This window comes from Peteryoungia rhizophila (genome assembly GCF_004912145.1).
GTDB lineage: Bacteria > Pseudomonadota > Alphaproteobacteria > Rhizobiales > Rhizobiaceae > Allorhizobium > Allorhizobium rhizophilum.
The window spans coordinates 165,786-179,377 of sequence record NZ_STGT01000003.1; the positions used below are offsets into that span (position 1 = coordinate 165,786).

General features: G+C 61.3%; 14 protein-coding genes and 3 tRNA genes. 9 read left to right on the plus strand and 8 right to left on the minus strand.

The features are described 5' to 3' along the window. Positions 1-8: 8 nt before the first annotated feature. Together E9677_RS11725 and E9677_RS11730 are read right to left on the minus strand one after the other, a co-directional pair. On the minus strand, positions 9-425 hold the full coding sequence (locus tag E9677_RS11725) for a DUF192 domain-containing protein (protein WP_235882934.1): 417 nt from the start codon (positions 423-425) through the stop codon (positions 9-11). A 64-nt stretch (positions 426-489) separates the two neighbouring features. Then, positions 490-1,068, minus strand: coding sequence for a cold-shock protein (locus tag E9677_RS11730; protein ID WP_136558296.1), 579 nt, complete (start codon positions 1,066-1,068; stop codon positions 490-492). Positions 1,069-1,251: 183 nt separating this feature from the next. Between E9677_RS11730 and gloA the strand changes: the two genes are divergently transcribed. From gloA to E9677_RS11755, 5 genes are all read left to right on the plus strand, one after another. After that, positions 1,252-1,692: a lactoylglutathione lyase gene (gene gloA / locus E9677_RS11735; protein ID WP_136558297.1), complete on the plus strand. Its 441-nt coding sequence runs from the start codon at positions 1,252-1,254 to the stop codon at positions 1,690-1,692. Between the two features lie 105 nt (positions 1,693-1,797). Further along, a complete protein-coding gene (locus tag E9677_RS11740) occupies positions 1,798-2,766 on the plus strand; it encodes a hypothetical protein (RefSeq protein WP_136558298.1) in 969 nt (322 codons plus the stop codon). Positions 2,767-2,922: 156 nt separating this feature from the next. Next, positions 2,923-2,997, plus strand: a tRNA-Glu gene (locus tag E9677_RS11745). A 170-nt stretch (positions 2,998-3,167) separates the two neighbouring features. Further along, positions 3,168-3,242 (plus strand) — tRNA-Glu (locus tag E9677_RS11750). Between the two features lie 169 nt (positions 3,243-3,411). Next, positions 3,412-3,486 (plus strand) — tRNA-Glu (locus E9677_RS11755). A gap of 35 nt (positions 3,487-3,521) precedes the next feature. Here E9677_RS11755 and recJ read toward each other — a convergent pair. From recJ to E9677_RS11780, 5 genes are all read right to left on the minus strand, one after another. Next, positions 3,522-5,327, minus strand: a complete 1,806-nt coding sequence (gene recJ / locus E9677_RS11760) for a single-stranded-DNA-specific exonuclease RecJ (protein ID WP_136558299.1) — start codon at positions 5,325-5,327, stop codon at positions 3,522-3,524. Between the two features lie 139 nt (positions 5,328-5,466). Continuing rightward, a complete protein-coding gene (locus E9677_RS11765) occupies positions 5,467-5,667 on the minus strand; it encodes a hypothetical protein (RefSeq protein WP_136558300.1) in 201 nt (66 codons plus the stop codon). Between the two features lie 170 nt (positions 5,668-5,837). After that, complete coding sequence (locus E9677_RS11770; protein WP_136558301.1) at positions 5,838-7,157, minus strand: homoserine dehydrogenase; 1,320 nt, start codon at positions 7,155-7,157, stop codon at positions 5,838-5,840. Positions 7,158-7,228: 71 nt separating this feature from the next. Beyond that, positions 7,229-8,446, minus strand: a complete 1,218-nt coding sequence (locus E9677_RS11775; protein ID WP_136558302.1) for an LL-diaminopimelate aminotransferase — start codon at positions 8,444-8,446, stop codon at positions 7,229-7,231. Positions 8,447-8,675: 229 nt separating this feature from the next. Then, positions 8,676-9,086 (minus strand): SHOCT domain-containing protein, encoded by a 411-nt coding sequence (locus E9677_RS11780; RefSeq protein ID WP_235882935.1) that lies wholly within the window; start codon positions 9,084-9,086, stop codon positions 8,676-8,678. 159 nt (positions 9,087-9,245) lie between these two features. Here E9677_RS11780 and E9677_RS11785 point away from each other — a divergent pair, with 159 nt between their 5' ends. Beyond that, complete coding sequence (locus E9677_RS11785) at positions 9,246-11,078, plus strand: PHA/PHB synthase family protein (protein ID WP_136558304.1); 1,833 nt, start codon at positions 9,246-9,248, stop codon at positions 11,076-11,078. 95 nt (positions 11,079-11,173) lie between these two features. On the opposite strand, the gene E9677_RS11790 is transcribed toward E9677_RS11785, so the two are convergent. Next, positions 11,174-11,503, minus strand: coding sequence for a nuclear transport factor 2 family protein (locus E9677_RS11790; protein WP_136558305.1), 330 nt, complete (start codon positions 11,501-11,503; stop codon positions 11,174-11,176). Between the two features lie 77 nt (positions 11,504-11,580). Here E9677_RS11790 and E9677_RS11795 point away from each other — a divergent pair, with 77 nt between their 5' ends. The 3 genes from E9677_RS11795 to map are packed head-to-tail and all read left to right on the plus strand — an operon-like array spanning position 11,581 to position 13,567. Further along, complete coding sequence (locus E9677_RS11795; protein ID WP_136558306.1) at positions 11,581-11,964, plus strand: winged helix-turn-helix transcriptional regulator; 384 nt, start codon at positions 11,581-11,583, stop codon at positions 11,962-11,964. 18 nt (positions 11,965-11,982) lie between these two features. Next, positions 11,983-12,702 carry a DNA/RNA nuclease SfsA gene (sfsA, locus tag E9677_RS11800; protein ID WP_136558307.1) on the plus strand — a complete coding sequence of 240 codons (720 nt, stop codon included), beginning with the start codon at positions 11,983-11,985 and terminating at the stop codon, positions 12,700-12,702. 40 nt (positions 12,703-12,742) lie between these two features. Further along, entirely contained in the window at positions 12,743-13,567 is an 825-nt protein-coding gene (gene map / locus E9677_RS11805; RefSeq protein ID WP_136558308.1) for a type I methionyl aminopeptidase, read from the plus strand. Positions 13,568-13,592 lie beyond the last annotated feature (25 nt).

Below are 13,592 nucleotides of genomic sequence, written 5' to 3' on the forward strand. Positions count from 1 at the left end.
CGCCGCGATCATTTCGGCAGGTCGAGCGGCAATACGAGGTGTGCGGTGGTGTCGAGGCCCAGTTCCTTGGCGTGGCCACCTCGAATCTCCAACGCGTAACGGATGGGTTCGCCCGACGAGACAATCGATTCGGAGAGCGGCGTCGTGCGTTCGGCGATTCTGACGATTCTCCCGGCTTCTGTGATGAAGATCATGTCGAGGGACGCAGGCGTGTTGGCCATCCACATCGTGACCATGCGGGTTTCGCCAAAATCGAAGAGCATGCCCGTTCGATCTGCAAGGGCGGGCCGCTCCATGAGCCCCCTCGCCCGCTGCTCGGTGGTGAGCGCCCATTCCACGTCGATCGTGATTCTCTCCCCGGCCGTGGTTTCGAAGGCGAGCTGACCGCGCTCGAAGAGAACGTCGCTCATCGCGACGTCGGCCATATAGAAAAACGCAAGAAGCGCCACGAAGGCGCTTCTCAATATGGTCACAAAGGGGGTCATCGGCTCAGTGCGCACGTGCGGCCGGGCCCGGATTGTCCGGATGGATCTCTGCGGCCATCAGACCCTTGTCACCCGGTCCGAAGCGGACCAGGACCGTCTGGCCTGGCCGAAGTTCTGTCAGGCCAAAGCGGCGGAGCGTTTCCATGTGGACGAAGATATCTTCCGTACCCTCGCCGCGCGTCAGGAACCCGAAGCCTTTGGTGCGGTTGAACCACTTGACGAGCGCGCGTTCCAGACCGCTGGTCGGCGTCACTTGCACATGCGTGCGAACCGGCGGCATCTGCGAAGGATGTACGGCGGTCGACTGGTCCATGGAGAGAATGCGGAAGGCTTGGTAACCCCGGTCACGCTTCTGGATCAAGGCGACGATGCGGGTGCCTTCGAGAATGGTCTGGTAGCCGTCGCGGCGAAGGCATGTGACATGAAGCAGAACATCCTGCATGCCGTTGTCCGGGACGATGAAGCCGAACCCCTTGGCGACATCGAACCACTTCACGACGCCGGTGATCTCAATGAGATCGACGGCTTCGCCGGACAGTTCCTCGAACTCGCCGAGTCCTTTCGATGCCATCCTGTCCGCCATTTCCCCAAGCCCCTCGAAAACGCGTCACATTGCTCAGTTAACTGATTCTTGAGATTCAGATTAACATTTGGTCAACGGATCTGCGCAAGCCCTAGTTTTACATTTCACCAATTGCTTTTGCAGCCGAAGCCTTGCTCGAAGCTGGCGACTGTTCCATATCGTCAAGGTCAAAGGAGAATATCCATGCGCTATCTACACACCATGGTCCGCGTGAAGGACCTCGAAGCCTCGCTGCACTTCTACTGCAACCTGTTCGGCCTGAAGGAGATTCGCCGGTATGAGAACGAGAAGGGCCGTTTCACGCTGGTCTTCCTGACTGCCGACAAGGATCTCGACCGTGCGAAGGCCGAGATGGCCCCCTGCCTGGAACTCACCTACAACTGGGACACAGAAGACTATGCGGGCGGCCGCAATTTCGGCCATCTCGCCTACGAGGTCGACGATATCTATGCGATCTGCCAGACGCTGATGGACAACGGCGTTACCATCAACCGCCCGCCGCGCGACGGCCACATGGCCTTTGTCCGTTCCCCGGACGGAATCTCGATCGAGATCCTGCAGAAGGGCGAGAACCTGGCGCCCGCAGAGCCATGGGCTTCGATGGCCAATACCGGCGCCTGGTAAAAGACCACCGCCTCGCGCAAGATTGCGCGCCTAGTCTCCGCATCAGACGAGGGTCGCCCCGGCGACCCTTTTCCTTGCCCGGAAGGTGACCGACGGAGACGCCAGATGACCCGCAATTCCGATCCTCGCAGGCCGACTCTCGGCCTTTTGGCCGTTCTGAGTGGTGTGCTTCTCGCCTCCTGTCAGACCAGCGCCGATGACGTGCTGTCCCTCGGTGACGCGGCGGCTTCGGAAGAGGCTTCGGCTACATCCTCGGGCAGAAAAACATTTCGCGATCCGTATGTCGTCGCCATTTCGGGACAGGCCGCTGAGGCGCCGGTTGCTCAAGCGTCCCAAAACGAGACGGATCAGGCGCGTCTCAAGCGCAAGCCGGTGCCACTCGCAGCCGCATTTACCGACATTGCCGAACCGCCACCAGAAGTGCTGGCCCTCCAGCAACAGGCGACCGAGGGACAAGCGCAGCCGACAGGTCAGGCTTCACCTCCTGCCAATCTCGGCGAGCTCACTATGCAGCCGACGACCGTTGCTCCCGGAAGCAACAGCCTGTTTTCCGCCGGCCAGAGAAACCAGGCGGGCACAGCCGCCGACCCGGCAGCACCGCCGATGGCCGTCGCGGAAGCAGCGCCGAGTGGCAGCCTCGTGCCCGGCGAGATGCCGACGCTTGGCGTCAATGCAGTCCGCAAGAGCCTGTTCAGCCCGTCTGCCGAACAACAGATGCTGATGCAGCAACAGGCGCTTCAAGAGCAAGCTCCGGCCTCAGCCGGGTCGCTTCCATTGACAGACCAAACCTCCACTGAAGAACCCATATTGAAAAAGCTCTCCGACCCCAGGCCGAAGCGAAAAATGCTAGCCCTCCGGGAATCGGAGACGAGCGTGCCCGAGCAGGTCCAGCTCACGCCGGATCAGTTGCAGGCGATGGGTGCCGTGGAAGAGGCCGATCCGGCCGAACCCTTGCCGGCCGAAGAACTCGTGGCGAATGCCGAGCCGTCGAAGAAAAAGAAGGCCTGGCTGCCCTCACTCAAAGACATGCTCAAAGGCGGCAAGAAGACCGAACAGGACGTCGCCGCGCCTTGAAGTGGCGGCAATTTCCCGGGACAAGTCGTTCCAATCACTGACATTCTTGCTGCTTGGGTGAGCCTTCTCCGCTCCTGTCACATTTTTTGCAAGAAACGCCAAAATGCCGCTTGCGGTCCGGGAACAGCCTGACTATAAGGGCGCCACGAAGCAGACGCGCCCTTCGTCTATCGGTTAGGACACCAGATTTTCATTCTGGGAAGAGGGGTTCGACTCCCCTAGGGCGTGCCACTTCGTTTCCCTTCCCTTGCAGATTAAACCGTCCCTGAACGCTGCATTTTCGCAGCTGTCTGTCATGGTTTTAATCCGTCCTGCGAGACGGTTTTTTTCTCTTGAGGATCGGCAAGTTTCCGCTTGCGGTCATTCCGGTGCCTGACTATAAGGGCGCCACCGAAGCGCACGCGCCCTTCGTCTATCGGTTAGGACACCAGATTTTCATTCTGGGAAGAGGGGTTCGACTCCCCTAGGGCGTGCCACTTCGATCCTCTCAGACATCGCGGAACCTGTGGATGACGGCAAGCCAAGTGCTTGTTTGTATTTGCGATGATGCGTGTCGGAATGCTTGTGGAAAAAACCGGCGGAACGGTCGCGAGACCACTTGCGCTAGCATCAAGTTCCAGCCATAAGGGCGCCACCGAAGCGCACGCGCCCTTCGTCTATCGGTTAGGACACCAGATTTTCATTCTGGGAAGAGGGGTTCGACTCCCCTAGGGCGTGCCACTTCGATCTTCTGGAAAGCTTGAACACACTGCAGCTCACGGCGCCTTTGCGGCGTCGAGGATGCGGAACTGCACGCGCCTGTTGCCCTGCCAGTGGTCGGCGCTGAGCGTGCCCGCAACGTGGATCTGGTTCCCGCGATTGTTCATCAGGAAATGGCCGAGATCGGTCTCGGCGGCTCGGAAGGCGATGCCCTCCAGACGCTTGCCGTCCATACCTTCCAAGCTGATCTTGATATGCGTGGTGCCGACCGGGCGGACATCCTTCAGCCTGTGCAGTGGTACCGCAAAGATCGGCTGCGGATGACCAGATCCATAGGGGCCAGCAGCCTCCAGTTGATCGACCAGCGCAAGTGTCGCCCCGGATGCGCCGATTGCACCGTCGATCTTCAGCGTCTGATTGGCCGTAAGCGCAGACACCTGTGCTGCAGCCTGTTCTTCGAAAAAACCACGCAAACGACCGAGATTCGCCCGCTCCACCGTCAGGCCCGCGGCCATGGCATGGCCGCCGCCTTTGACCAGAAGCCCCTCGTCGACCGCCGCCCGGACCATACGCCCCATATCGAAACCATTGATCGAGCGGCCTGAGCCGGTGCCCTTGCCGAGCGGATCGAAGGCGATCGCGAAGGCAGGCCGCTTGAACTTCTCCTTGAGCCGTGCGGCCAGAAGACCGACGATGCCGGGATGCCAGTTTTCCTTGGCCGTCAGGATCACTGCGGCTTTTTCGCCGGTGCCATACTCCGCCATGGCTTCGGCCTCGGCTTCCGCCAGCATGATAGCTTCCATGGCCTGCCGTTCGCGGTTCAGCTCATCAAGCTTGGCCGCGATCTGATCCGCCTCGGCGGCATCATCAAGGGTGAGCAGGCGGCTTCCCAGGGCCGCATCGCCGATACGGCCACCAGCATTGATTCTCGGTCCCACGAGAAAGCCGAAATGATAAGGCGTCACCGGCCCACCAATGCCGGCGACCCGCAAGAGGGCCGCGAGACCGACATTGTTCTGGTGGCGGGCGGCAATCAGGCCCTTGGTGACATAGGCGCGATTCAGCCCTTTCAGCGGCACCACGTCGCAGACGGTAGCGAGTGCCACGAGGTCGAGCCAGGCGATCAAATCGAGCGAGCGCGCAATGGGGTGACCTGCCTCACGCAGCAGACGCAAGGTGGCGACCAGCACCATAAAGACGACGCCGGCCGCGCAGAGATGCCCCTGCCCCGACAAGTCATCCTCGCGGTTAGGATTGACCAGGGCATGGCAGACCGGCATCTCGTGGCCCATCTGGTGATGGTCGATGACAACGACATCAACGCCGCGCCGCTCGGCAGCCCCCAGCGCCTCGATGCTGGTCGAGCCACAGTCGACGGTAATCAGCAGGTTGGCACCGCGCTCGATCAGCTGGTCGATGGCAGCGGCATTAGGCCCATAGCCCTCAAAGATGCGGTCGGGAATGTAGATTTCCGCCTCGACGCCGAAATGGTGGAGGAAACGAGCCATCAGGGCAGAGGATGCGGCACCATCGACGTCATAGTCGCCGAAGATCGCCACGCGCTCCTTGCCGTCGATCGCCTGAACAATGCGCTTAGCAGCTGCATCGCAATCGGTCAGCTTGGACGGATCCGGCATGAGGTTGCGGATCGTCGGGTCCAGGAAGGCCGGCGCCTCGTCCACACCGACACCACGCCCTGCGAGCACGCGGGCGACGAGTTCGGGGATGGCATGCAACTGGCTGATGGCGAGTGCCCTGTTCTGACCGGCCTGATCTGTGCGGGACATCCAGCGCTGGCCGCTGGCAGATTGCTCGACACCGAGGAAGGCGCGGATAACGGGATCTACCGGTTCGGTCGACATTGCTGCTCTTTGCGGGTGTGCAGGACGGTTGTGCTGCACAGACAGGGATCGGGCGGAGCACGCGTGCCCCACGCCGTTCTATACCGATCAGCGAAAATCACCAGAGGCGGCAAACGCCTTCGACAGGCGAAGCGCCGTGTCACGACATCAGCCAGGCAACCAGAACGAATGGAATGATCATAACTGCCGTGAAGGCAAAGAGGAGAGTCCAGTCCGACAGCGCCCGCGACGACGCAACCGAGGAGCCGTCTGCTTCCGGGCGACAGCCGGGGTGTTCACCCTTATCGAGCGCCCCGTCGCCAACTTCCAGCCACGGCGTGCTCCCGTTTCCCACTCCCATCGATGAGCTCCTCCCCGAGAACCCGACAGCGACGAGAGAATACGCGGCGCGCGGGCATTTGGCGAGAGAGGAGGCATTCGCAGGTCACAAATCGTCAGATTAATGACGATTTGTCGTGGATCGCGGCCCCTCCGACAGCCGACTCGGCCGCTCGGAGGGTGAGTGCTGCCTCAGGTCTTGGGTCGTTCGATGCGAATCACCTGAGGTTCGCCGATCAGGTAGCCCTCGCGCTTGATCGCATCGACGGCCTTGCGAACGGCACTTTCCATGGTGGCATGCGTGACCAGAATGATGGTCTGGGGACGCCCGGGCGTGGCCGGCTCCTTGGAATGCTGGACGATGGATTCGAGCGAGATCGCATTCTCGGCCATCTGGGTCGCGATGCTGGCGAAGACGCCGGTCCGATCCTGCACCGTCAGGCGGATGAAGTAGCCGCCTTCATGGCTCTGCATTTCAGCCTGGCGATACGGCTCCAGCAGATGGGCAGGACGGCCGAGGACGGGGACTTCCTGCGCACCCGGACGGCTTTTCGCGATATCGGTGATGTCGCCAAGCACAGCCGAGGCCGTAGCATTGCCGCCGGCGCCAGGGCCGACCATCAAGAGTTCGCCGAGGATGTCGGATTCGAGCGCCACCGCATTGGTCACGCCATCAACCTGGGCAATCACGCTGTCGAGCGGCACCATGGTCGGATGGACGCGCTGTTCGATGCCGCTTTCGGTCTTCTGGGCAACACCGAGAAGCTTGATGCGGTAGCCGAGGTCGGCGGCCGCATGGATGTCCTCGATCGAGATGTTGGTGATGCCTTCGAGGTAGATCTTGTCGGCCGAAATCTCGCAGCCGAAGGCCAGCGTCGTCAGGATCGACAGCTTGTGGGCGGTATCATTGCCCTCGATGTCGAAGCTCGGATCGGCTTCGGCATAACCGAGCCGCTGGGCCTCCTTGAGGCAATCGGCGAAGGATAGGCCCTCACGTTCCATCCGGGTCAGGATGTAATTGCAGGTGCCGTTCATGATCCCGTAGATCCGGGAGAAATTATTGCCCGTCAGCGACTCGCGCAGCGTCTTGATGACCGGAATGCCGCCGGCGACGGCCGCTTCGTAATTCAGCAGGCGGCCCTTTTCCTCGGCGAGCTTGGCAAGCTCCACGCCGTGCCGCGACAGCAGTGCCTTGTTGGCTGTCACGACATGCAGGCCGCGCCCGAGCGCCGCACGGACCGAGTCTTCGGCTGCCCCTTCAGAGCCACCGACGAGTTCGACAAAAACGTCGATGTCGGCTTCCTTGGCCATTGCCACCGGATCCGCATACCAAGTGATGCCATCCATCAGGATGCCACGATCCTTCGAAGCATCACGGGCCGAGACGGCCGCAACCGAGATCGGTCGGCCGCAAGCTACGGTCAGCGTACTGGCGCGGGTCTGGAGGATACGGACGAGCGAGGCACCGACGGTACCGAGACCCGCCACGCCGATTTTAAGGGCATTCGCCATGGGGCATTCCTGACGTCATCGAAAAGGAAGTGAGGCGGTCCTGACGGGACCGCCTGGGGCGCAACATGGGCTCAACGGTGGGCGTTGAGCGAAATCACGTTGTGCATGGTCTCGTCGGCCGTCGAGAAGAACTTCTTGATGTTGCGCGCGGCCTGGCGGATGCGGTGTTCGTTTTCGACGAGGGCGAGACGGACATATTCGTCACCCATTTCGCCAAAGCCGATACCGGGAGCAACGGCCACATCGGCCTTTTCGACGAGCAGCTTGGAGAATTCCAGCGAACCGAGATGACGGAACTTTTCCGGGATCTTCGCCCAGGCGAACATGGTCGCTGCCGGCGGCGGCACTTCGAAGCCGGCCTTGCCGAAGCTCTCGACCATCACGTCGCGGCGGCGGTGATAGATGCTGCGCACCTCGGCAATGTCTGAGCCATCACCGTTAAGAGCATGGGTCGCTGCCACCTGGATCGGCGTGAAGGCGCCGTAGTCAAGGTAGGACTTGACGCGGGTCAGTGCCGAGATCAGGCGCTCGTTGCCGACGGCAAAGCCCATGCGCCAGCCGGGCATGGAGAAGGTTTTCGACATCGAGGTGAACTCGACGGTGCAGTCGATCGCGCCCGGCACTTCGAGCACCGACGGCGGCGGATTGCCGTCGAAATAGATTTCCGAATAGGCGAGGTCGGAGAGCACGATGATGTCGTGCTTCTTCGCGAATGCGATGACGTCCTTGTAGAAGTCGAGGGTCGCGACCCGGGCCGTCGGGTTGGACGGGTAGTTGATGATCAGCGCCAGCGGCTTCGGGATCGAGTGCTTCACGGCGCGTTCGAGCGGCGGGAAGAAGGTCTCGTCCGGCTCGATCGAGATCGAGCGGATGACGCCACCGGTCATCAGGAAGCCGAAGGCATGGATCGGATAGGTCGGGTTCGGGCAGAGGATCACATCGCCAGGCGCGGTGATCGCCTGCGCCATGTTGGCGAAGCCTTCCTTCGAGCCCAGCGTCGCCACGACCTGCGTGTCCGGGTTGAGCTTCACGTTGAAGCGACGGGCGTAGTAGGCGGCTTGCGCGCGGCGCAGGCCCGGAATGCCCTTGGACGAGGAATAACGGTGGGTGCGCGGGTCCTGAACCACTTCGCAGAGCTTGTCGACGATCGCCTGCGGGGTCGGAAGATCGGGATTGCCCATGCCGAGGTCGATGATGTCGGCCCCACCGGCTCGCGCGCTCGCCTTCAAACGGTTGACCTGTTCGAAAACGTAAGGCGGCAGGCGCCGGACTTTGTGAAACTCTTCCATCTTCAACCCCTGAAACCGCGCGGATCATAACCGCGGCAGGCGCGCTCGTTTTCCCAGTGACCACACGCTCCGCAACGAACCGCAGAACCGAATGCGCGTGATGATATCCCAATCAGAGCGCTCGCAGGAAATTTTGTCGCAAATCCGGCGTAAAGCCTGAATCGCCGACGAAATTTTATGTCAAAAACGCCTTGGTTGCTTTGCGAAAAAAACGCGAGCAGCGCAAGCCTTAATTGGTGATCTGCGCCTGCGTTTCCGCCCCGTGCTGAGCCGCGAGGCGACGCAGTTCGGCGAGCCGCGACTGATATTCGGCCTCGGTGATCGCTCCCGACTCGCGCGCCGCGCCGAGCGATGTCAGCTGTGCCTGGAGGGCCGTTGCTTCCTCATTGCTCATCTGCACGCTTGCAGCGCTGAGCGAGCCGGCGAAATTCGGATAGCCGTCGGGATAGGTCGGACGGGCCGCTGCGGCCTCTGGGTTGTCGGGGTCTTCGACATTCACCTGGAGAGCAGCCGGCGTCGTGGCGACGACCGGCGTGGACGCTGGCGCCGACTGGCAGCCCGCGCCAGCCATGATCGCTAGAAATGCGACGTGGATCGCCTGGCCGGAGAAATGCGAAAAACTGATCTTGCTGTGAACCATGGCCCCGACCGCCCGCGTTTTCGCGGAAAACTGACATTCCTCAAGGGCGCAACCGTCTATGCTCATCGAAAGACTATGCGCCAATCGCTGGAACTTGTAGTCGTTTTCATGCAGGATAGGCAAACACAAAAGACACCAGACAATCCTGGGGAGGATGGCATGGACAGGACGCGGGAAGAAGCCGAAGCGGGTGCCGCGTTCGATCCGAAGCTGATCGAACCCTACATCATCAAGGATCCGCAAGCGCTCGCCATCAACGCTGCCAAGGCACTGGAAAACCTCGGCAAGGCCGCCACTGTCTGGCTCAAGCCGCGGGAAGCCGGTGACTTCGTCGACCCGGTCACTGAGCCGGTCGCAGAGCTCGTGAAGATCATGGGCAAGGTGGCGGAATACTGGATGTCCGATCCGAAACGGACGCTCGAAGCGCAGACGCATCTGCTCAATGCGGTCTTCGGCGTCTGGAGCCGATCGCTGGCGCGATTCGCCACGCCGGAGCAGACGCTCGCCGATCCGCTGCCCAAGGACAAGCGCTTCTCCGACGAGGACTGGGAGCGGAATCCTTTCTTCGACTTCCTGCGCCAGACCTATCTCGTTTTGTCGCAATGGGCGGAGAAGATGGTCAACGACGCCGGCGGCCTCGACGAACACACGCGCCACAAGGCGAACTTTTACATGCGGCAGATCACGGCAGCACTTTCGCCCGCCAATTTCGTCGCAACAAACCCTCAGCTCTATCGTGAGACCGTGCAGAGCAGCGGGGCGAACCTCGTCAAGGGCATGCAGATGCTGGCCGAAGACATCGCCGCGGGTGGCGGGGATCTTCGTATCCGCCAGACCGATACCAGCAAGTTCGTGGTCGGCGAAAACATGGCGATCACGCCAGGCAAAGTGATTGCCCAGAGCGACATATGCGAGGTCATCCAGTACGAGCCGACGACCGAGAGCGTGCTGAAGCGCCCTCTCCTCATCTGCCCGCCCTGGATCAACAAGTTCTACATCCTCGACCTCAACCCGCAGAAAAGCTTCATCAAGTGGTGTGTCGACCAGGGCCACACGGTCTTCGTCATCTCCTGGGTCAATCCGGACGAGCGCCATGCGGACAAGGGCTGGGAGGCCTATATCCGCGAGGGTGTCGATTTCGCGCTCGACACGGTGGAGAAGGCGACCGGCGAAAAAGAAGTGAACGCGATCGGCTATTGTGTCGGCGGAACGCTGCTGGCGGCCGCCCTTGCCCTGCATGCGCAGGAGAAAAACAAGCGCATCGCCAGCGCCACGCTCTTCACCACCCAAGTGGACTTCACCTATGCCGGCGACCTCAAGGTCTTCGTCGACGAGGAGCAACTGTCGGGACTCGAAGAGAAAATGAAGGAGACCGGCTATCTCGACGGCTCGAAGATGGCAGCTGCCTTCAACATGCTGCGCGCCTCCGAGCTGATCTGGCCCTATTTCGTCAACAACTACCTGAAGGGCCAGGATCCGATGCCCTTCGACCTGCTCTACTGGAACTCCGATTCGACGCGCATGGCGGCGGCCAACCACTCTTTCTATCTGCGCAACTGCTATCTCAACAACACGCTGAGCCAGGGCAAGATGCAGCTGGCTGGCAAGACGCTGTCGCTCAACGACGTCAAGATCCCGATCTACAATCTCGCAACCAAAGAAGACCATATCGCGCCAGCGAAATCCGTCTTCATCGGCAGCAGCCTGTTCGGCGGGCCTGTGGATTTCGTCGTTTCCGGCTCGGGCCATATCGCCGGCGTGGTCAATCCGCCCGACAAGCAGAAGTATCAGTTCTGGACCAATGGGAAGGTTGCCGGCACTTATGAAGACTGGATGGCCAATGCGAAGGAGACCTCCGGCTCCTGGTGGCCCCACTGGCAGGTGTGGATCGAGAAGCTGGAGGACGAACGTGTGCAGGCGCGCAAGCCGGGCGGGGATGCGCTGAATGCGATCGGCGACGCGCCGGGGCGGTATGTTATGGCCAGGGTCTAGAGCCGCTGAGAGGCGATGAGCCGCCTCGGTTCGAATGTTTCACAAGGCCGGCGCCTTACCGGCGAACTCGGTCAGGTCGATGCTGAACGGCACGGTTATGGGGCGATCTCCAGGCTGGTGATCATGCCGCGCTCGGTCATGAAGCGATAGCGCAGGGTGATCGGACTGCCCGGAAAATTCCCGGAGACCTCAGCCGTGGCGATCACGGTGTTATCCTCCATTTCCACATTGAGCAGGTCAGAGCGATCGTCGTAGGCTGCGATGGTCTCCATCATCCAGGCGCGGATTTCCTGCGGGCCGCGATGTGTGCGGCTTTCGTCTCGGACGACGGCGTTGTCGGAAAATCCGGAAAGTGCTCGTGCGAAGTCGCGTGCATTTCTGCCTTCGAAATAGGCCTCTACAGGCCCGGTCATTGTATTCGACATGGGATCAGATCTTTCGTTCTCAGTTGCGAAAGAGCGGCGCGCTTGCTCAAGGACGAAGATGGCGATACGCTCGAAAAATGACAAGAACAGACGAAAAAGTAAGGTACCCACTAAAAAGTAAGGATGCCTTCCTGACGCCAGCCGACGGGGCCGAAGGCGTGGAAAATGTCCTGCGTATCCTCGAGGGGCGCTGGAAGCTGGTGATCCTGTTTCATCTGTTCGGCGGGGCCGTGCTGCGCTTCTCGGAGCTCGAGCGAGCCATCCCGGGGATTTCGCAGAAGATGTTGATCCAGCAGCTGCGCCAGATGGAGAGCGACGGCATTGTCCGTCGTATCGTCCATCATCAGGTGCCGCCTAAGGTGGAGTACTGCCTGACCGAGTGGGGACAGGCGCTCTGCCCGGCACTTGATGCGCTGCTGACCTGGGCGATCAACAAGCCCGGTGCCGATTCGGCTGCCTGAGCTTCTGCGAAGACAACCATGATCTTTTCCCCGCCCCTCATCCCTGCCCGGCTCGTGCGGCGCTACAAGCGTTTCCTCTTCGACGCGCTGCTGGAAGATGGGACGCCGATCACAGGCTTTTGCCCCAATACCGGCTCCATGCGGGGTCTGACCGAACCGGGATCGCGGATCTGGGTCTCGCGCCATGATGCGGCAACGCGGAAGTATGCTCATGCGCTGGAACTGGTCGAGGCTGATGGCACTGTGGTCGGTGTGAACACGGCGCTTCCCAATCGGCTGGCGGAAGAGGCAATCCTCGCGGGTCTCGTGCCACCGCTTGCCGATTTCGCCGCGCTCAAGCGTGAGCAGCGCTACGGCCGCAATTCGCGCATCGACATCCTGCTCGCGGACGAGACCAGAGGTAGCGTTCATGTCGAGGTGAAAAACGTGCATTTCATCCGCGAGACAGGTCTGGCCGAGTTCCCGGACAGCGTGACCTCGCGCGGCGCCAAACATCTCGACGAGATGGGTGACCTGATCGAAACCGGAAAACGGGCGGCGATGCTGTTCATGATCCAGCGCGCCGACTGTGACCGTCTCAAGATCTGTGCCGATCTTGATCCCGCCTATGGCCGGGCCTTTGCTCGCGCCATTGCCCGCGGGGTCGAGGCCTATGCGGTGCGGTGTCACCTCGATCCGGTCAAAATCGTGCCCGAAAGCCTCATCCCGATAGACGAAGCCGGTCTCGGTCGGTTATGAACGGGCAAGATCCTGGATTAGAATTTCCGAAAGCCACCCTATGGTCACCTATATCGATGCGGCGTCGGCGCCGCTCAAAAACACCGGCGCGATCCGGCTATATGGCGCGGAAGACTTCGAAGGCATGCGCCGCGCCTGCCAGTTGACCGCGCGCTGCCTCGATGCCCTTGTGCCGATGGTGAAGCCCGGCGTCACGACGGCAGCGATCGACCGGTTCGTCTTCGAATTCGGTGCCGACCACGGCGCGCTGCCCGCGACCTTGAACTATCGCGGCTACAAATATTCAGTCTGCACCTCGATCAACCATGTCGTCTGTCACGGCATGCCTGACGACAAGCCACTGCGCGATGGAGACATCGTCAATATCGACGTCACTTTCCTGCTCGACGGATGGCACGGGGATTCGAGCCGCATGTATCCTGTCGGCAATATCAAGCGGGCCGCCGAACGGCTGATGGAAGTCACCTATGAATGCCTGATGCGCGGCATCGGCGCCGTGCGTCCGGGCGCCCGGACCGGTGCCATCGGCGAGGCGATACAGACCTATGCAGAGGCCGAGCGCTGCACGGTCGTACGCGACTTCTGCGGCCATGGCGTCGGACGTCTCTTCCACGACAGCCCGAACATCCTGCATTACGGCAAGGCCAATGAAGGTCCGGAACTGCGCGAAGGCATGATCTTTACCATCGAGCCGATGATCAATCTCGGCAAGCCGCATGTGAAGGTGCTTTCCGACGGCTGGACCGCCGTGACCCGCGACCGCTCGCTGACCGCGCAGTACGAACACACGGTCGGCGTCACGTCCGAAGGATGCGAGATCTTCACGCTTTCGCCTGCTGGCCTCGATCGCCCGGGTCTGGGCTGACGCTCGATAGCGTCAGAGCGACTTC

What these genes read in the sequence shown, in the direction of transcription:
- E9677_RS11790 (WP_136558305.1), bottom strand. Translation starts at nt 11,503, where the DNA reads ATGTCGAATACAATGACCGGGCCTGTAGAGGCCTATTTCGAAGGCAGA.
- E9677_RS11795 (WP_136558306.1), top strand. Translation starts at nt 11,581, where the DNA reads ATGACAAGAACAGACGAAAAAGTAAGGTACCCACTAAAAAGTAAGGAT.
- E9677_RS11740 (WP_136558298.1), top strand. Translation starts at nt 1,798, where the DNA reads ATGACCCGCAATTCCGATCCTCGCAGGCCGACTCTCGGCCTTTTGGCC.
- map (WP_136558308.1), top strand. Translation starts at nt 12,743, where the DNA reads ATGGTCACCTATATCGATGCGGCGTCGGCGCCGCTCAAAAACACCGGC.
- E9677_RS11725 (WP_235882934.1), bottom strand. Translation starts at nt 425, where the DNA reads ATGGCCGACGTCGCGATGAGCGACGTTCTCTTCGAGCGCGGTCAGCTC.
- E9677_RS11730 (WP_136558296.1), bottom strand. Translation starts at nt 1,068, where the DNA reads ATGGCGGACAGGATGGCATCGAAAGGACTCGGCGAGTTCGAGGAACTG.
- E9677_RS11765 (WP_136558300.1), bottom strand. Translation starts at nt 5,667, where the DNA reads ATGGGAGTGGGAAACGGGAGCACGCCGTGGCTGGAAGTTGGCGACGGG.
- E9677_RS11770 (WP_136558301.1), bottom strand. Translation starts at nt 7,157, where the DNA reads ATGGCGAATGCCCTTAAAATCGGCGTGGCGGGTCTCGGTACCGTCGGT.
- E9677_RS11780 (WP_235882935.1), bottom strand. Translation starts at nt 9,086, where the DNA reads ATGGTTCACAGCAAGATCAGTTTTTCGCATTTCTCCGGCCAGGCGATC.
- E9677_RS11785 (WP_136558304.1), top strand. Translation starts at nt 9,246, where the DNA reads ATGGACAGGACGCGGGAAGAAGCCGAAGCGGGTGCCGCGTTCGATCCG.
- gloA (WP_136558297.1), top strand. Translation starts at nt 1,252, where the DNA reads ATGCGCTATCTACACACCATGGTCCGCGTGAAGGACCTCGAAGCCTCG.
- E9677_RS11775 (WP_136558302.1), bottom strand. Translation starts at nt 8,446, where the DNA reads ATGGAAGAGTTTCACAAAGTCCGGCGCCTGCCGCCTTACGTTTTCGAA.
- sfsA (WP_136558307.1), top strand. Translation starts at nt 11,983, where the DNA reads ATGATCTTTTCCCCGCCCCTCATCCCTGCCCGGCTCGTGCGGCGCTAC.
- recJ (WP_136558299.1), bottom strand. Translation starts at nt 5,327, where the DNA reads ATGTCGACCGAACCGGTAGATCCCGTTATCCGCGCCTTCCTCGGTGTC.